The sequence below is a fragment of the Sodalis sp. RH22 genome (assembly GCF_047324165.1).
GTDB lineage: Bacteria > Pseudomonadota > Gammaproteobacteria > Enterobacterales > Enterobacteriaceae > Acerihabitans.
Genome location: NZ_CP178731.1, coordinates 3400000 through 3417686 on the forward strand (window position 1 = coordinate 3400000; position 17687 = coordinate 3417686).

The 17687-nt window shown below is 60.3% G+C and carries 12 protein-coding genes; 4 read left to right on the forward strand and 8 right to left on the reverse strand.

What is annotated here, in order from left to right:
• Positions 1-176: 176 nt before the first annotated feature.
• The 4 genes from ACL2XN_RS15490 to ACL2XN_RS15505 are packed head-to-tail and all read left to right on the forward strand — an operon-like array spanning position 177 to position 3646.
• On the forward strand, positions 177-1070 hold the full coding sequence (locus tag ACL2XN_RS15490; RefSeq protein WP_413729010.1) for a CoA transferase subunit A: 894 nt from the start codon (positions 177-179) through the stop codon (positions 1068-1070).
• Positions 1067-1936: a hypothetical protein gene (locus ACL2XN_RS15495; protein ID WP_413729011.1), complete on the forward strand. Its 870-nt coding sequence runs from the start codon at positions 1067-1069 to the stop codon at positions 1934-1936. Before ACL2XN_RS15490 ends, ACL2XN_RS15495 begins: the two co-directional genes overlap by 4 nt.
• On the forward strand, positions 1933-2826 hold the full coding sequence (locus ACL2XN_RS15500) for a CoA transferase subunit A (RefSeq protein WP_413727310.1): 894 nt from the start codon (positions 1933-1935) through the stop codon (positions 2824-2826). Before ACL2XN_RS15495 ends, ACL2XN_RS15500 begins: the two co-directional genes overlap by 4 nt.
• A gap of 4 nt (positions 2827-2830) precedes the next feature.
• Positions 2831-3646 (forward strand): CoA-transferase subunit beta, encoded by an 816-nt coding sequence (locus ACL2XN_RS15505; protein ID WP_413729012.1) that lies wholly within the window; start codon positions 2831-2833, stop codon positions 3644-3646.
• A 75-nt stretch (positions 3647-3721) separates the two neighbouring features.
• Here ACL2XN_RS15505 and ACL2XN_RS15510 read toward each other — a convergent pair whose 3' ends face one another.
• The 8 genes from ACL2XN_RS15510 to ACL2XN_RS15545 all read right to left on the reverse strand — a co-directional run bounded on the left by ACL2XN_RS15510 (position 3722) and on the right by ACL2XN_RS15545 (position 17284).
• Positions 3722-4777 (reverse strand): LacI family DNA-binding transcriptional regulator, encoded by a 1056-nt coding sequence (locus ACL2XN_RS15510; RefSeq protein ID WP_410012485.1) that lies wholly within the window; start codon positions 4775-4777, stop codon positions 3722-3724.
• Positions 4778-5051: 274 nt separating this feature from the next.
• Positions 5052-6434, reverse strand: a complete 1383-nt coding sequence (locus tag ACL2XN_RS15515; RefSeq protein WP_410012486.1) for an MFS transporter — start codon at positions 6432-6434, stop codon at positions 5052-5054.
• A 119-nt stretch (positions 6435-6553) separates the two neighbouring features.
• Positions 6554-7489 carry a MaoC family dehydratase gene (locus ACL2XN_RS15520; protein ID WP_410012487.1) on the reverse strand — a complete coding sequence of 312 codons (936 nt, stop codon included), beginning with the start codon at positions 7487-7489 and terminating at the stop codon, positions 6554-6556.
• A gap of 22 nt (positions 7490-7511) precedes the next feature.
• Positions 7512-8681, reverse strand: coding sequence for a CaiB/BaiF CoA transferase family protein (locus tag ACL2XN_RS15525; protein WP_410012488.1), 1170 nt, complete (start codon positions 8679-8681; stop codon positions 7512-7514).
• A complete protein-coding gene (locus ACL2XN_RS15530; protein WP_410012489.1) occupies positions 8678-9304 on the reverse strand; it encodes a DAK2 domain-containing protein in 627 nt (208 codons plus the stop codon). Before ACL2XN_RS15530 ends, ACL2XN_RS15525 begins: the two co-directional genes overlap by 4 nt.
• A complete protein-coding gene (locus tag ACL2XN_RS15535; protein WP_413729013.1) occupies positions 9304-10308 on the reverse strand; it encodes a dihydroxyacetone kinase subunit DhaK in 1005 nt (334 codons plus the stop codon). The genes ACL2XN_RS15530 and ACL2XN_RS15535 overlap by 1 nt, the downstream gene beginning before the upstream one ends.
• 16 nt (positions 10309-10324) lie before the next feature.
• Positions 10325-12061 (reverse strand): acetolactate synthase catalytic subunit, encoded by a 1737-nt coding sequence (locus ACL2XN_RS15540; protein WP_413729014.1) that lies wholly within the window; start codon positions 12059-12061, stop codon positions 10325-10327.
• A 297-nt stretch (positions 12062-12358) separates the two neighbouring features.
• The gene (locus ACL2XN_RS15545) at positions 12359-17284 is read right to left on the reverse strand and encodes a hypothetical protein (protein ID WP_413729015.1); all 4926 of its coding nucleotides are present in this window, start codon (positions 17282-17284) and stop codon (positions 12359-12361) included.
• Between the last annotated feature and the right edge of the window lie 403 nt (positions 17285-17687).

Here is a 17687-nt window from a genome sequence, read left to right on the forward strand (position 1 = left end):
CCAGGTCGCCGCCGTCATGACCACGTGCTTTACCGCCGGGTATTCACCGCAGAGCGACGCTTCATCCGCCCCGTTGGGCGTTTTTTTTCATTATATATGAGATCGATCTCATATACGATTCATAACCTGCCGGGCTGACGATGGACGGGCGATAAGACGCTGGATAAGGGGGGATAGTGAGCCGCACGACAAAACTGACTACGCTTGAAACCGCGGTGCATACCGTGAGGGACGGGCAGCGCATCGCCCTGGGCGGGTTCGCCATCTACCAGCGGCCCATGGCCCTGACGCGTGAACTGGTCCGTCAGCAACGGCGCAACCTGACCATTGTCGGCATCGTTAACGCCATTGAGGCCGATTGGCTTATCGGCGCCGGGGCCGTGGCGCGTATCGAGACCTCCTATGTCGGGCTGGAAAAATTCGGCCTGGCGAAAAATTTCCGCCGGGCGGTGGAAGCAGGCCGGCTGGAGGTGGTGGATTATCCTGAACTGCTGGCCTGGGACCGCTTTCGCGCCTCCCAGGAAGGGTTGCCGTTCTGGCCGTGCACCTTTCTCGGCGGCAGCGGCGTGGCGCAATACAATGCGGATATCGTGCCGTTCACCTGCCCCGTCACCGCCGCTCAGCTTTGGGCGGTGCCGCCCGCCCGGCCGGATGTGGTGCTGGTGCACGCGCCGATTGGCGACGAATACGGTAACGTGGCGTTTCACCGGCGCAAGATGTTGCCACAAAGCGTGGATATCACCTTAACCCGCGCCTGCGATACGGTGATTGTCAGCGTGGAAAAAATCGTCACCCCGCGGGAGCTGCAAAAACAGCCGCACCTGGTGGAAATCCCGGCCTTTCGCACCACGCATATCGTCGAGGCGCCATTTGGCGCGCACCCTACCTCGCTCCCCGGTATTTACGACTGCGACGACGCGACCTTCGCGGAATATGTGGCGGCCAGCGCGACGCCTGGGCAATTCGCCGCCTGGCAGGACGAAACCCGGGCGTTGACGCCGATGGGCTGGCTGGAGCGCATCGGACTGACGCGCCTGCTGGCCCTGCGCAATACGGAGCTGCCCGCATGAGTGCGAATGACTGTACGCTTGAGGAAATCATCACCATTACGCTCGCCAGGCGCTTTCGCGACGGCGAAGTGGGTTTTACCGGTCTTGCGACCGGCGGCGCGGCCGCCCTGTATATTACCGGCATTCCCCTGGCCGCCATGGAATTTGCCCGCCATACCCATGCCCCCAATTTAACCATCCTGCTGGCCGGCTGGTGTATTAATCCCGATTTTTCCGCCCTCAGGGCGCTGCCCACCGCGGAATTCGACACCCGCTTGCAGGATCTGCCCTGCGAGGCGCAAATGCAAAGTTACCCCGGCCACTACGCCGTACGGCGCGGGGATGTGGATTTCGGTTTCGGCTCCGGCGTGCAGGTGGACCGGCAGGGCAATATCAACAGCACCTGCATCGGCGATTATCGCCGCCCGGACGTGCGCCTGGTCGGCTCCATCCTGCTGCCGGAACATATGACCTGCTTCGGCCGCGAATACCTGATGATGCCCCATCACCAGGCGCGCAGCCTGGTCGGGCAGGTGGACTATGTGTCCGGCGTCGGTTATCCGGGCGGCCGGGACGGGCGCCGGGCCCTGGGCCTGAACCACGGCGGGCCGGAATGGATAGTGACGCCGAAATGCATTTTCGCCTTCGACGACGTTTCCGGCCACGCGCGGGTGGTCAGCATCCATCCCGGCATCGACCCGGACGACGTGCGGCGCAGCACCGGGTTCCCGGTGTCCGTTGCGGACGCGCCGATCACCCCGCTGCCCACCCGCGAGGAGCTCGCCATTTTGCGCCGCCGGGTCGACCCCCATGACGTGCTGATCCCCCATGGGCGGGGAAGCGGCTTCCCGACGCCATACTGCGCCACCACACGAGGAACGCAATGAAATCCAAACTGACCACCCTACCCGACGCGGTGTCCCGTATCCCCTCGGGCGCCACTGTCGCCCTGGGCGGCTCGCTGCTGCGCCGCCAGCCGATGGCGTTGGTGCACGAACTGATCCGCCAGGATATTACCGGCCTGCATCTGCTGACCTGGGCGACCACGCTCGCCACCGATATGCTCGCCGCCGCCGGCGCCATCCGGCGCTGGGAGGGCATTTACGCCGGTTTCTTCCGCCACGGGCTGGCGCCCAATTTCCGCCGCGCGGTGCAGGACGGCGCGATCGAGACCCATGATTATTCCGAATCTGCCTTCGTGGCCCGCTTTCGCGCGGCGGCCATGGGGCTGAGCTTCCTGCCGTCGAAAGCCCTGCTGGGCACCGGCATGCGCGCCAACAGCCCCGAGGAAATCAAACCTATTACCTGTCCGTTTAGCGGCGACACCTACCTGGCGCTGAAAGCGGCGGAAACGGATTTTACCCTGCTGCACGGCTATGTGGCCGATGAATACGGCAATGTGCAGTGGCCGGTGGTGCGCGACAGCGATGACATCGATCAGATGATGGCTTGCGCGTCCAGGCGCCTGATCGTTACCGTGGAGAAAATCGTGCCCCATGCGGAAATATGCCGGCGCCCGGCGCTGACCTACATTCCGCACACCCTGGTGGAGGCGGTGATCGAAACGCCTTACGGCGCGCATCCCACCGCCACCGATGGGTTTTATAACGAAGACGAGGCGGCGCTGAAAGCCTGGCTGGCGGCGGCAAAAGAGCCGGACGGGCCGGCGCGGTACCTGCGCGACTATATTCTCGCCACCCGGGATCGCGCCGGCTATCTGGACAAATTCGGTTCCCATACCGCGCTCCGCGCCTTTGACGTCGCCAGGGAGATGTAAGCTTATGACCGCAGATGATTACACCACGGAAGAAATGATGATAACCGCCATCGCCCGCGAACTGCGCGATGACGAGCTGGGTTTTGTCGGCCTGGGCACCGCCGCCCGCGCCTTTACCCTGGCGGTGGGCATCCCCATCGCCGCCGCGCGCCTGGCGCAGCTCCGGCACGCGCCCGGGTTCTCCATTTACTGGGGCAACCTGCTGACCCCGTCCCTTGACGCCATTCCCGACGCGCTGCTGCAGGATGCCTATACCCGCTGGCCGGCCGCCGCGTCCCCCGCCGATGTGGGCTATAAAATCGATATGGTGACCCGCGGCCGGTTTGATGTGTCCTTTGAGTCCGCGCCGCAGGTTGATCGGTACGGCAACCTCAATATTACCGCCCTCGGCGGCGGCAGCCCGCCGAAAACCAGGCTGGTGGGCTGCCTGGCGCAAACCGAGCACCTGGCTTTTATCAAACGCCCGATTATCGTCACCGATCTGTCCCGGCGCGGGTTTGTGCCGAAGGTGGATTTTATCACAAGCGTCGGGTATCTCGACGGCGGCGACAGCCGCCGGGCGCTCGGCCTGCCCGGCCCGGGTCCCAGCCTGTGCGTAACCGACAAAGCCATTTTCGATTTCCATCCGGCGTCGAAAATGATGCGTTTACGCTCGATACATCCGGGTTTTACCCTGGAGCAGGTGCTGGACAATATGGGGTTCGAGCCGGTTATTGAAGGCGAGCCCCGGCCAACCGCGCCGCCGACGGCGGAAGAGGTGCATTTGATTCGCAAGGTGATCGATCCGCACGGCACGCTGTTCCAGCCAGGATCGGTTTAACCGGATTATCGCGCCGGTTCCGGCCTGGAACCGGCCAGGGAATAGCGCGCGGAGTATGGCCCCTGACGCCGCCGGTTAGTCCGCTTTGGCCGGCCCGGTGGACCCGCGCACGATAAGCTTCATCGGGAAGATTTTCTTTTTAGGCTTGGGCGTGCTTTTCTGGCGGATCATTTTCATCAGCAGCGTGCTGGCCGCCGCGCCCATTTCACGCCGCTGCAGGGCAATGGTGGTCAGGTTGATGGGCGAAAACGACGCCATCTCGATATCATCCAGGCCGATTAACGAAAAATCGGCCGGTATGGCCAGTCCCGCCTCATGGGCGGCATTCATCACGCCGATGGCGCTCATATCATTGGCCGCCAGTATCGCGGTGGGCCGCGGGTCCATGGCGAAAAACCGTTTGGCGGCCCGGTACCCGCCCATGACATGGTAATCGCCCTGTACCACATAGCCGGGCGGCACCGGCAGCCGATGCGCCGCCATGGCCTGGAGGTAGGCCTCATAACGTTCGTCGGCGGTGGAGGAGTCGCCGGGGCCGCGAATCAGGCCGATACGCCGGTGCCCCAGGCCGGCCAGGTGCTTCACCGCCGCGCCGATGCCTTCCTCGTTATTGGCGCCGACATAGGTGTCTTCATGCGCAAGCGATCGGCGTTGCAGCAGCACATAGGGCGTATCGCCCGCCAGCAGTTCCCTGACCTCCGGCTGCCCGCAGTGCTGCGACAGCAGCACCAGGCCATCCACCCGGCGGTCAAGCAGCACGCGCATCTGCTCGAGCTGTTTTTCCAGCCTGCCGTCGGTGTTGCACACCAGCAGGCTGCATTGTTCTTGATCGGCCACATCCTCGATGCCGCGCAGGAAATCCGGCGACGACGGGTTGGCCACGTCGGCCAGCAGCACGCCCAGCGTAAAAGTGCGGCGCATGCGCAGGGACCGCGCCACCACCGATACCCGGTAGCCCAGCCGGTCGGCCGCCGCCTGTACTTTCAGCCGGGTGTCCGCCCTGACATTGTCCTTGCCGCTCAGCGCGTTGGATACCGTGGACAGGGCAACCCCCGCTTCGCGGGCCACATCGTGGATGGAGACTTTGTTAGTCGATGACGGGCGCTTACCTGGCGCCGATTTTTTTGCCATTCAATCCGAACCTTGCACCCTTAAGCGAGATGAGCCGGGAAACCTTCGTGAACGTTATTGTACCGTCGCGCCCGCTTAAAAAAACGTTTTTATTCACATAATCAGAGATATCCCCGCGCCAGGCCCCGGCGGTCAGGCCAGCCCCGTGCTCGCCGCCGGAGCGACCCGCCCGCAGCGGCGCCGGCGTGAAAGCAGAAAACCGTTAAGCGAAGCGCGCCGGGCGATAGCATCCGGCCGGTGTCGGCGCGCCGCGCCTTCGCCCCGGGACACGTGACTAGCGCGTTTTCAGCAGGTACGATTCGGCGTTACCTTTATGCTTTTTTACCGGCATCATATCGCTGTTCAGATCGCGCCCGAGCGTTTCACCCGCCCCGAGGGCGCACAGCGCGGTAATCAGGCCGCAGACGATAATCATCAGGGCTATGGGCCAGAATGCGCCGCCGGCCCAGGCCACCAGCACGGTGGCGACCGCGGGGGTAAAGCCGCCGAAGATGCCGGCAATCTGCGAGCCGACGGAGACGCCGGTATAACGTACTTCGGTGGAAAACAGTTCCGACAAATAGCAGGGTTCGATACTGTACATCGACCCGACAATAAAACTGTAGGCCAGCACCAGGCCGGCATAAATACCCCAGATATTGCCGGTGTTGATCAAGTAGTAAAACGGATAGGCCAGCAGGCACGAACCCAGGGAGCCGATGAGGAATACCGACCGGCGGCCGATCTTATCGGAAAGCAGTCCCCACAGCGGGAAGGTGATAATTCCCGACGCCGCCGCAATCATGACGCCGAGTAACACCGTATTGCCCTGCATGCCAAAGTGAGAGGTGCAATATTGCAAGACAAAACTAATAACCAGGTAACCCACCACGCTTTCACTGACGCGCAGCCCGGCCGCCAGGAAAATCTGTTTGGGAAACTTTTTAAATACCACGACGATGGGCAGCTTATTTTTCTCGCGTTCCGCCTGCACTTTGCGAAACATCGGCGGTTCCTGGATTTTCAGGCGGATAAAGATGCCCACGAACATCAGCAAAATACTGGCGAGGAAAGGAATGCGCCAGCCCCAGTCCAGGAAGATGTCCTTCGGCAATGACGAGGCCAGCGCAAACGCCATGGTCGAGACCAGTACGCCGAATACGTTGCCCAGCTGGACAAAGGTACCGTAAAAGCCGCGCCGGTTAGGCGGCGCGTATTCGATCATCATGGTGGTGGCTCCGCCCCACTCGCCGCCCACCGCCAGCCCCTGGATTAACCGGGTTATCACCAGCAGGATGGGCGCGGCCACGCCGATGGTTTCATAGGTGGGCAACAGGCCGATGACCACGGTCGCGCCGCCCATAATGGTCACCGAGGCCAGCAGCATCGCCTTGCGCCCGATCGTATCGCCGAAATGGCCGAATATTACGGCGCCGATGGGACGCGTAATAAAGGCCACGCCCAGCGTGGCGAACGAAACGATAGTGGCGACGGTGGGCGGCATATCGCTGAAAAACAGATGGGGAAATACCAGCCCCGCCGCCGCGCCATAAATAAAGTAGTCATAAAATTCGATAAAAGTGCCAATCAGGCTGGCAAACGCCACACGCGACAATTCCTTTTTATTTATTTTCTCCGCCGCGGGCTGTTGCGCGGTTTCGTTCGTTACGTTAGTCATATAACCTCCGTCAGGAGCTATTAGTGTAGGGTTGTTTTTATGCGCGCGGTTTCCCGCACGCTTTATAGAGCGTGATGACAATAAAAATAAAGATGTGCCGTTAACTACCGCTAACGGCGTTATGCGTTATGTGCTTTATCGGCGCTTGCCCACCCCACGGCGGTCATGTCTCCATGCTGGTTCTCGGCCCAGACATGGAAGGTCACCCGTTGCCCGACGATGTCCTGGACCACGGCTTTGCAGGTGATACGGTCGGCACGATAGACCGGTTTGATATAGGCCATTTTTATCCAGCCCGAGGTATGCCACGACGGGCCGATAAAACCGGCCAGCATTTCCGCCACCCAGCAGGTTTCCATCATGCCCTGGGCCAGGGTGTCGCGAAAACCGGCCTTAAGCGCCACCTCGATATCGGTATGGATGTTGTACCACTGGGTATTGCCGCCGGAAAACACCGTCATTTGCCCCTGTTCCGGGCATTTGGTGAGCGGCGTAACCGGCGTGCCCGGGCGCAGCGCGGCGTCCGCTTTCGCCGCGGGCGTCACGTGCGCGGGCCAGTGCGGTTCGATATGGCCCGGCGCGGGCGCGGCGCGGGACCCGCCGGCGCCCAGCTGGATATTGTCCGGAATGCGCATGATCTCGGTGCTGATCTGGCGCACGTAGAGTTCGCCGGTATCGGCGTCGCGGGCCTCGGTATCAAACACGGTATAGCCCTTGCCGCGCTTCATATATTTATCGGTGTATTTGCCGGTATAACGCAGCCCGGCGTTTAGCGGAACCGGGTTCACAAACCAGATCTCTTCCTTTTGATGCAGCCCCACCGTGCGGCTGGGATCGTAAACACTGCAGAACAGGGCCACCAGATCGCGGCCCAGCATGGCGGCCGGCACGTACGGCCCGGACGCAGGGCAATAGTCCGCGCTGTAGTCGTCCAGGGCAAAACAGGCGCGGCGGCGATAGGCTTCATCCGCCGTTACCGCCAGCGGGCCGATTAATTCGCCGACCACCACATTTTCATAGGTCGGATCCCGAAGTTCAGGGTTGATACGGGCCATATAATCCTCCTCCTGGCGGCGTTTACGCCTTGTGGGTATGGGTGATGCCGCACCACTCGGCCAGCACTTCGCCGGTATGCTCCCCCACCAGCGGCGGCGGACGGCGGATCATGCCGGGCGTGTCCGACAGGCCGACGGTAACGCCATGGGTGGTATAGACGCCGGCGGTGGGATGCGTAATGTCCACCAGTTGGTTGCGCGCCCTGAGCTGCGGATTCTCCAGCACCTCGTCAATGGTGGCGACCTTGGAGCAGGGCACGCCGGCCAGATCCATCCTTGCCACGACGTCCTCCGCGGTATGGTTTTTTATCCAGTCCGCCACCACCCCGTCGATGGCGCGGTAGTTTTCCAGGCGCGCGTGATAGGTGCTGAAGCGGTCATCCGCCAGCAAATCGGCGCGCTCCATGGCCTGCGCCAGGCGGCCGAACAGCGTATCGGTGCCGGCGGACAGGTAAATCCAGGCGTCGTCGCCGGTCTGGTAGCTGTTTACCGGCGCGGAGAAACGATCGAGATTGCCGATGCGCGACATGGTGCTGCCAAGCTGGGCCTGTTCCGGGATGGCTGAAATCAGCATGCTGATGGCGCTGTCGAGCAGGCAGGCCTCCACCAGCTGGCCGCGCCCGGTCAGGTGACGGGCGTTCAGCGCCGCCAGCGTGCCGATGGTGGCGTAAAGGGCGGAGGCATAATCCACCATAAAGGTGCCGGACATGGTCGGCGGACCGTCGGGCTGGCCGCAAATGCTCATCAGGCCGCTCATCGCCTGGGCGATGGCGTCAAAGCAGGGACGCTGCGCCAGCGGGCCGGTTTGGCCGAACCCTGAGATGCGTACCATGATCAGGCGCGGGTTGAGTTGTTTCAGGGCTTCCCACCCGCAGCCCATTTTTTCCATGGTGCCGGGGCGAAAGTTTTCGATCAGCACATCGGCCGCGGCGATCAGCTGCCGCAGCTGTTCCTGGTCTTGCGGGTCGCGAAAATCCAGCGCCAGGCTGCGCTTATTGCGGTTGAACGACAGGAAATAGAGGCTTTGCCCATTTAGCTGCGGCTTGTTCTGGCGCGTGTCCTCCCCCTTGCCCCGCCGCTCGACTTTTACCACGTCCGCGCCCAGATCGGCCAGTTGCATGGCGCACAGGGGACCGGCGATAAAACGCGACAGGTCGAGCACTTTCAGTCCTTCCAGGGATCCTGGCATCATGACACCTCCTGAGGGATTGCCGCATGGCCGGCGGCGGCGTGCACCAGACAGGCAAAAGCCACCATGCCGGGATCGTCCAAACCGATGGAACGTTCGGCGAACATGCGCGCGCGGCCGATTTTATTAGGTTTTTGCCGGTATTCTTCCAGCGTGGCGCGCACCGCGCCGACGGCAAGGGCGTGATAATCGTCGCCCGGCGCCGCCGCCTGCAGCGCCCGGCGCACCGCATCCAGCGGGTCCAGCACCGTTTTATCGCCAAGGCTTGCGCCGCCGCGCGCCATCAGCGCCGCCAGCACCGCCTCCAGCAAAGGCGCGATATCCTCGCGCCGCAGCGTGGTTTTGCCGGCGCATTGTTGCGCCGCGGTCAGCAGCGCCACCCCCAGCAGGGTGCCAAAGCTTGATCCCGAGGCGCGCACGCAGGCCATGGCCGCGGCCTGGAATACCGGGGCGATATCCGCGGGCGCCGCCGCCAGGGCCTGGTCGGTTAACCGCGCGCATTTCTCAAGGGTCGCCCCCAAATCGCCGTCGCCCAAACGGCCGTCCAGCTCGTTAAGCCTGGGCGAGACCTCGCGGATTTTGGCGGTACATCGCGTCAACAGCGCAATCAATTCCTGATTGGTCATCAGAGATTACTCCAGTAGGGACAATGGGCCGGCTCCAGCAGCAGGGATTCAAGTTCCCGGTCCAGCCTGATGAGAGACAATGACATGCCGGCCATTTCCATCGAGGTGGCATAACGGCCGGTGCGGGGCGCCACGACCTGGATGCCCTGGTCACGCAGGCGCCGGTCTACATGGCGATACAGTATAAACAACTCTTCCAGCGGCGTGGCGCCGAGGGAATTGACCATGACCGACACCCGATCGCCGGCGGCGAAACCGCCGTCCTGAATCAGCGTATCCAGCATTTCACCCACCATTTCATCGGCGCTTAGCAGCGGGCCGCGGCGGATGCCCGGCTCGCCGTGGATGCCCATGCCGATTTCCATCTCGTCGTCGCCCAGCGTAAAGGTCGGTTTGCCCGCCTCCGGTACGGTACAAGACGACAGCGCCACGCCGAGCGTGACCGTGTTGTCCAGGGCGCGCGCGGCGACGGCGGCAACGGATTCCAGCGTGGCGCCGGGCTGCTCGGCCCTGGCGCCGGCAATTTTATAGGCATAAACCAGGCCGGCGACGCCGCGGCGTTTGTGCCGTTCCGCGCGCGGCGCGCTGCCGGCGTCGTCGGCGGCCAGCACCGTCGCCGTGCGGATATTTTCCGCCGCCAGCATCTCGGCGGCCATGGCGAAATTCATCTTGTCGCCGCCGTAATTGCCGAACAACAGCAGCACGCCCCGGCCGTTATCGGCGGCGCGAATGGCGTCCATGCAGTCCATCACGGCGGGGCCGGCAAACACGTTACCCACCGCGCAGGCATCCAGCAGGCCCTGGCCGACATAACCGGCAAACAAAGGCAAATGCCCGCTGCCGCCGCCGGAAACAATCGCCACTTTATCTTTTTTGACGCCGGCGTTGCGCACCACGACCCGGCCCTCTTCCCCGATCTGCCGATAGAGATGGGGATGCGCCAGGCACATGCCCGCCAGCGCCTCATCGGCATAGGCGTCGGGGGAGTTCAGTATTTTTTTCATAGCGTCTCTCCGCCTGTCAGTAATCCAGGTTCTTTTGCCCGTCGAACATCGTCACCGGGGGGTAGGCGCGCTGTTCGGTAATCACATCGATAACGGTGGTGTTATCGGCGCTGAAGGCGTGTTTCAGGGCCGGTAAAAAATCAGCGGGATTCTCGATACGCACCCCCTCGCAGCCGCAGGCGCGGGCAATGGCGGCATGGTCCACCGGCTTGAAATCACAGGCGTCGGAATAATCGCCGAACAGCGTTTTCTCCGCGTGTTTTTCGTAGCCGAGGATTTCATTATTCAGCACCACCAGCACCACATTGGCCCCCATGCGGCGGGCGGTTTCCAGCTCCGACCATACATGGGCGAAACCGCCGTCGCCCACCAGCGCGAAGACGGGCGCCTCGGGACGGGCGATCTTGGCGCCTACCGCATAGGGAAATCCCCACCCCAGGCCGGCCAGGCCGCGCGGGGTAACAAACCGGGCGCCGACGGCGCGCGCCTTGAGAAAATTGGCCACCCAGATCGAGGAATAGCTGGCGTCGGAGACCACGATCGTCTCCGGCGTTAAGAGGGAATCCAGATCGAGCATCAGGCGTTCCGGGCGAATCGGGCGGGCGTTGAGATCCAGGGTTTGCTGCACCTCCGATTGCCAGGTTTCATGGGCGGCGGCAATCCTGGCGGCAATGGCGGAACGGGCGCCGCGGCGTTTGCCGAGATCCTGCCGTTTCATGGCCGCCGTCAGCGCCTGCAGGGTCAGTTTGGCGTCGCCCACCAGACGCAGCGCGTCGTAGTTGCGGCCCACTTCCTGGCTGTCGATATCCAGGTGGATATATTTGGCCTCCTGCGGATACAGGCTCCAGCTATCGGTGCCGTTCTGGTTGGTGCGGTTGCCAATCAGCAGGATGACATCGGCGCCGGCCACCATATCGCGCAAATGGCGGGTACGGCCGCGCGCGCCCATAAAATACCCGACCACGCCCAACGAAAGCTCATGGTCCTCGCTGACCGCCCCTTTGCCCATGGCGGTGGTGGCCACCGGCAGGCAGGCCGCATCCTGCAGCGCCGCAACCTCCCGGGCCGCATCGGAAATATGCACGCCGCCGCCGGCGATAATCAACGGCGCCTCGGCCCCGGCCAGCAGGCGCGCCGCTTCTTCAATCGCCTCGGGCGCGGCCACCGTGCGATCCAACGGAAAATGCCCGAGCGAGGAGGCATGCCGGCGGGGATGTTGCGGCGCGGCCTCGTTAAACAGATCGATGGGAACGATAATCACCACCGGGCCGGGGCGGCCCGACGCGGCGGCGGTAAACGCCATGTCGATATAATCATCAAGCCGGTCGATGTCGGTAACGCGGCGCGTCCACTTCGACACGCCTTTAAACAAATCGAGATGGTCCAGTTCCTGGAACGCGTTTTTATCGGTCATTTTGCGGTGCACATCCTGCACCACCGCCACCACCGGCACCGAGGCCTTATAACACTCCGCCAGTCCGGCCACCAGCAGGGTGGCCGCCGGACCGTTTTGCGCTGTGACCACCGCCACCTTATGGGACAGGCGCGCATAAGCGTCCGCCATATACGTACCGGCGTTTTCCGCACGATAGCCCACCTGGCGGATACCGTATTCCGGCGTGGCCAAAAACAGCGCGGCCGGAATGCTTTGGCCAAAAATCACCTCCACGCCATGGCGTTTCAGCGCGGCGGCGAAGATATGCGCCCCGGTCCTGCGCTGCCCTGTGTTTTTCCCGCTACCTTCTGTGTCCATGCATGACTCCCCTTCGTTGTTTCCGCGCTCCCCGTTATCCAGACCTCAATCAAGGTTAACAGAGTGGCAACCAAGCCGTAACATAGCGCCAGCCTCCCATAAAAACGTTTCTAATAAAAACGTTTTTATTAGGATTTGTGGGACAGGATCACAGAATAAACACTTTCAGAAATACCGAAAAAACATTAACCCATTGTTTTAAATTAATTTATTAATTCAATGGTTTTTTAGGAAGGAGGCGGAGCAGCCTTGCGCGCCGGCAAGCCGCCTTATCACCGCTGGCGCGCCATCGCCCGGTCAGCTATCCGGTTTTTTTGCGTCCGACAGATAGATTTCCGCCATGGCATAGCTGCCGTTACCCGGCGAACCGGCGCTAAACTCGCCGATATCGTGAAAAACCAGCAGCCGGTCAAAAGCATTATTAAATTGGAGCACCATCTGCTTTTGTTTGGGATAGCTGATGCCCGCCAGATTAAACAGTGCCTCGGGCACGCTTACGCCGCCAAGAGAAATGCCCACGCCGGCGTTATTCTCATCATCGATACGGTATATTTCAATGTAACCGTCGGAGAAACCAACCGCGACCAGCGCATTCAACGCTGAGAACGCGACGCTGACCACCTTGCCCAGGCGAAAGTTCTCCAGGTTGAAAGGCCGTCCGCGCCGCAGTATCAAGCGGTTATCGGTAACGGTATCGATCAGCATTATCTCATGCTGGCGTAATTGGCTATCGTGCCCGCTATAACCGAGAAAACGCTGGTCGGGGGAGACGAAATCCGGCTGGTAACCTTCAGGCGCGCGCCAGCGGGGTTGCGGGTCATCCTGCAAGGACCAATAATGTTGCCGCGGTACAAACAGCTCGCCCCGATCGGTAACCCACCATGCCCGGCCATGGGCCACCGAACCGGTAACAACGACTTCCCTCGAATAAGCAATATCCGCCTCCCCGGTCCGCGCGCCCATGGCCGGCATGGCGTAAAACAGCGCGCGCTGCGTTATCGGTGCGCTGAAGTGAAGCACCACCACCGTGGCGCCGTCGGGAGAAACGATAATATCATCCACCGGCTGGCGGCTGTCATTGCGCAATAAGCGTCTTTTAACGCCGTCGGGTGTTTGCGCCCAGATATGATCCGCTTCATCACACCAGAACACCGGCTGCTGTGTTTCCGCCAGGGCATGTTTGGTCACCGTCGTCCGCTGCGGGTCCTCAAACAGCGGCAGCCAACGACGGAATCCGTCCTCGCTGACGAGTTCCTGTATGGCTATCCGGTCGACAAACAGCCGTATGACAAATTTTTTTTCCTGGTGCGGCCCCGCCGGAACCGGTGTATGGCTGACAATAAACAGCATGGGCTCCGGCCCTTCGGCAATCAGGACTGGCGCAGGGAAACCCCATTCCTGTCCCGCCAACTGCGCCAACTGCCGGCTTGCCAGCAGGCTCTCTCCCTCGTTACGCCGGCCGCAGGCCGTCGCCACGTTTTCCAGCGTGGCCCAGAGTGCCAGGGGATGGAAGTCGGCAATCCACTCCATCGGCAGGCGGTCGTCTTTCCTGAACGCGCGCAGCGCTACGCTTGAAGCATGCAAAAGCTCCGATCGGCGATGAGGATCAAGACGAAGCAGCAGCGCCACCTGGCGCAGACGACCGCCAAGATGCGATTGCCGCGCGGGAGAAAGGCCGTCAGTCATGTTGCCCGGCTGGCATAACGCCGCCAGGGTGGGGTATTTTTTTTTCGCAAAGGCGCGAACGGCAAGCTTTTCAAACCGGGAAAGGAATTCGTCGTCTCCCTGGCCCGGCAGGTGAAAAGACGACCGGAGGACGGACAGCTCAAAACTTCCGGTGAACAATTCATAGCGTAAGGTCCATACGCCCTCATGGCTATCCCCTTCCTCCCCCGGCAGACCATGGTAATACGCGCCGGCGGGCGTGATGGATAAAAACCGATCGCCGTTTTTCAGGAACATGCGTTTACCGTAGCGGAAAGCGCCGTTGAAAAGCGGCGGCTGCAGGATATCGCCGGGGAATGCCCGGGCGGACGGCGGGATAGCGTCCATTTTCCGGCGCAAATCCTCGCCGATCCGGTGGGAATTGAGCCGATCGAGCGGCGAGGCAAAAACAAAATCAGCCTCGTCGGGAAGATACGCCACGCGAAAAGCCGGCGCTGCTGCGTTTCGCGGATGACGCAACAGGAAGGTGGCGGCATTCTTTTCCGGCGCAAGGAGAAATTTTGCCTCGCCGATTGCCACATCCAGGTGTGCGTCATCGTAAATATTGGCGGCGAATCCGGAAATTTCCCCCTCATCATCCAGCCGGTAATCCGTCAATAATTGACGCCACGTGCGCAGGCTGCGCGATCCCGTATCCCGTTTACGGCGTCCTGGCAACTGCATCAGGCGCAGCCTAAAAGTCCTGTCGTCAGCGCCGCGATCAATCATCGAGATAAAATCTCCGGCCGCGGGGGGAGAGATATGCCATTCATCGGTATTATCCGCCGGCATCAGAATGCCGCTGTCATGGGCGAAGGCCCAGCGCCGGCCATTGATTTCAAATAGCACCCACCGATTGCCAACATATTCGACCTGATAAATAGGATGCACCACCACCAGGTTTATCGGTAAGGTGGTGTTAAGCAACCAGACAAAATGTCCCTCCTGCGCCTGGGAGATATTGGCGGCCTTTTCAATCTTGAAGTCCGGATGGCGATAGGTCTCCAGCCGGCATTGCGCATCGCCGGTATAGATGCAGTAATATTTTTTATAGATGCCGAACCGGCTCTGCAAATCCAACTGGGAAAACATTAATTCGCCGTGGGGCATGCGCTCGCCGGTCTGCGCCGCCACCATGCTGCTGTTTTGTATCTGCAATACCAAATAGGAAATCCCTTTCACATTGATGGTAAGGGGTGTATCTGCCTGGTCCCCATAGGTCAATTGATAATTCTGGGTAGCATTGATAGAGACGTACTGAGGGATTTTCCCGGTGATTTTGGCCAGGCTAGACCGCCATGGTATCAGCCCAACCGCCGTTCTGCCGAGCACCGCAAGGTAGACCCCTTTGGTCAGGAGACTCAGCGATCGCAGCGCGGCAAAACCGGGGTCGAAGCTTTTCAACACCTCTTTGCCCATCACATCCATAAATCCCGCGAGTTGCGTTTGGGCGGCCGTGACGCCGCCGGCAATTTGTGTCGAGGCCGGCACCCTGTTGGCGAAAATTTCCCGCTCCGATGCGATGAACCTCGGTCCGCCCAGTGTTTCAGCGGCGCCAATAGCCGCCTCCCGGTACAGGCCCAGACCGGCTTTTACCCCGACAAATATCAGCGGCAACCCCACCAGCGCGCCGTCCACCTGACAATGTGTAAAGGCGGATTGTTGCTGGCCCGCGATAAGAGAATTTACACAGGTGTAAAAGGGAATAAACATGCCGGCCGCCTTATCCAAAATGCGGGGAAAAGGCGACTTGATGGCCTGATAGCCCTGTTCATAAATTTTTTGCCGATAGGATTGGTAGTGAATTTCGGCATAACGCTCCAGGAAAACCGCCAGTGTTTCATTTCGTTGTTTTAGGGGCGCGTTGTGATTCAGGACCGCGAGCGAAAATCGGAAGTGCGGCAGCAATCCCGGCGCCGGCCAACCCTCCATAAAGGGTTTCAGTGCCTCAAGATGGGCATTGTCATAAACAATCCTGCGCAACAGGTAGCCCTGTTCCGTGGTCCGCAACGCAAACAGCCGGCGCTCATGGGTCAGCCGGGCCTGGAAAAAAAACGTATCGGATTTACCCACATTTTGTACGGGCACGCTGGAATAAAACATGTCCGGCACGCGCCGGATGCGCTCCAGCTTCGCAATCACCCAGTCTATGCCGGCATGTTCCAGAAACTTTACGTCCACTGACTGGAGGAGGTGATCATGAAAATCGCTGGGCAGAAAGGCCGCAGCCAGAAGGGAGCCATCCAGGCTTTTGATTTTATTGGAAAAATTTTCCACTTCCTGGCGATAAAAGGCATCGAGATCCGGTATGGTCGTACCGTTTTCAGCACATTGCTGGCCGGCAGGCCGGATCATCAGTTGCCGTACCGGATTCTGCTCATAATAGCGGAAATGCCTGGCAGCCGGAGCATGTTTCCTTGACAGTGGAAGCGAAGCCGATCCGCAATACTGCCTGAGCAATTCCTCCGCGGCGCCCTGACGGGTACGCCATGCCGGGCGTTGGTAATCCGCCTGGTAATCGCTGACGCTGTCGTACAGGCGCTGGGCGATAATATGCCTGTTTTCTAATTCTTCTTTGAGAAGCGCGAAAGCAGGGTCCAGCGTTTCATTAACGACTATCTGCCCAAGGTCCAGCTCTGGCCGAGCACGCAGGTAATACAGCAGCAGGCCCAGATGAAACGTAGGTTCCACGCCGGTTGCCAGTAATCCTTGCCGGAAAAGAGCGACCAGCCCCAAGCCCAATTCCATCATGGAAAAAGGAGAGGTGGCGTTAAGGTTGTCCATATCTTTCAGCGCGATAGACCTGGCGCCGAATTGTATTAACGTCCAGGTCAGGCTGCCGACCCAAAGGTTATCCAGATCGAGAAAAAAGGGATAATCATTTTTGTGCCACGCCTGCCCTTCCGTCAGGGTATAAAGGCTGTTGAGGTATAGAACAGGAATTTCCGCCGCTTCATAATTTTTTCGCCATAACCGTTCACCTGTCTCGAAGCCCTCGGCGTAGGGCCAGGTCCGCACTACCGCGGCAAACTCTTTTTGCGTCACCTGACGATTTACCGCAAATAATTTTGCCATGCGCAGGGGGATGCTTTCTTCCTGGTAGATAAGCCGGCACAGCATTTGCCCGACCAGGCCGCGTTGTTGCAACGAGCTGAGCGTTTCCCCCCGACGCTCGCCGTAGAGATTGCTGCCGGAAAGCGCCATGCGGGCAATATCCGGTATCAGGGAAGGCTGCCGGGCGACGACGTCGAGCAACTTTGCCGCCAGTTGCAGATCGCCGCAGGTTTCCGGGTCGAGACTCGCCGTTGCGTTTCTGTTGAGAAACAGTGCCAGGAGATAGAATCTATCGGTCCTGATCCGCCGCGAATCCGGTTTCGCCGCGCGTTTAACCTTGCCGCCTTGCGGCAGGCCTAAGAGACGCTGACCCCGGCGCGGCGTAGCGGACATTACGCAAAGCGTATTCCCGCCGCGCAAGGGGGTAGCCCACAACGCCTCCTTCCCCATAACGGGAGACGCCATCAGCAAAGCATAAGCGAGTCTGTGCCACAGGTTTTTGGGCGCTGTCGGCGTTAATGATTCCTCCGCCCCGCAGTGATGAGCGCGCTCCGTATTTAATTGCGCCGCCCGCTGGAAAAGATCGTCGCCGGTTATGGAAGTATTATCTTCCTTTAAATTATTAATCGATGAATAAGCAGAAATAAAAGCATTACTAATATTATTATGCAACAACCGTTCATGATGGCGTGAATGATTTGATGGTGGTATTGTATCGCTGACGCCGCTTACCATAATGGCTACCTTTCCCCATGTCACCTGTTGCTTTGAGTATCTGCCGATAATGATGCGTTAATAAAATAAATTTAAAATATATACTAAATTAAAAAATTAAGTTTTTTATCACTTATTCAATTTAATAATAATT

Coding starts and splice junctions, on each gene's coding strand:
- ACL2XN_RS15495 (WP_413729011.1), top strand. CDS start 1,067: ATGAGTGCGAATGACTGTACGCTTGAGGAAATCATCACCATTACGCTC.
- ACL2XN_RS15500 (WP_413727310.1), top strand. CDS start 1,933: ATGAAATCCAAACTGACCACCCTACCCGACGCGGTGTCCCGTATCCCC.
- ACL2XN_RS15505 (WP_413729012.1), top strand. CDS start 2,831: ATGACCGCAGATGATTACACCACGGAAGAAATGATGATAACCGCCATC.
- ACL2XN_RS15510 (WP_410012485.1), bottom strand. CDS start 4,777: ATGGCAAAAAAATCGGCGCCAGGTAAGCGCCCGTCATCGACTAACAAA.
- ACL2XN_RS15515 (WP_410012486.1), bottom strand. CDS start 6,434: ATGACTAACGTAACGAACGAAACCGCGCAACAGCCCGCGGCGGAGAAA.
- ACL2XN_RS15520 (WP_410012487.1), bottom strand. CDS start 7,489: ATGGCCCGTATCAACCCTGAACTTCGGGATCCGACCTATGAAAATGTG.
- ACL2XN_RS15525 (WP_410012488.1), bottom strand. CDS start 8,681: ATGATGCCAGGATCCCTGGAAGGACTGAAAGTGCTCGACCTGTCGCGT.
- ACL2XN_RS15530 (WP_410012489.1), bottom strand. CDS start 9,304: ATGACCAATCAGGAATTGATTGCGCTGTTGACGCGATGTACCGCCAAA.
- ACL2XN_RS15535 (WP_413729013.1), bottom strand. CDS start 10,308: ATGAAAAAAATACTGAACTCCCCCGACGCCTATGCCGATGAGGCGCTG.
- ACL2XN_RS15540 (WP_413729014.1), bottom strand. CDS start 12,061: ATGGACACAGAAGGTAGCGGGAAAAACACAGGGCAGCGCAGGACCGGG.
- ACL2XN_RS15545 (WP_413729015.1), bottom strand. CDS start 17,284: ATGGCGTCTCCCGTTATGGGGAAGGAGGCGTTGTGGGCTACCCCCTTG.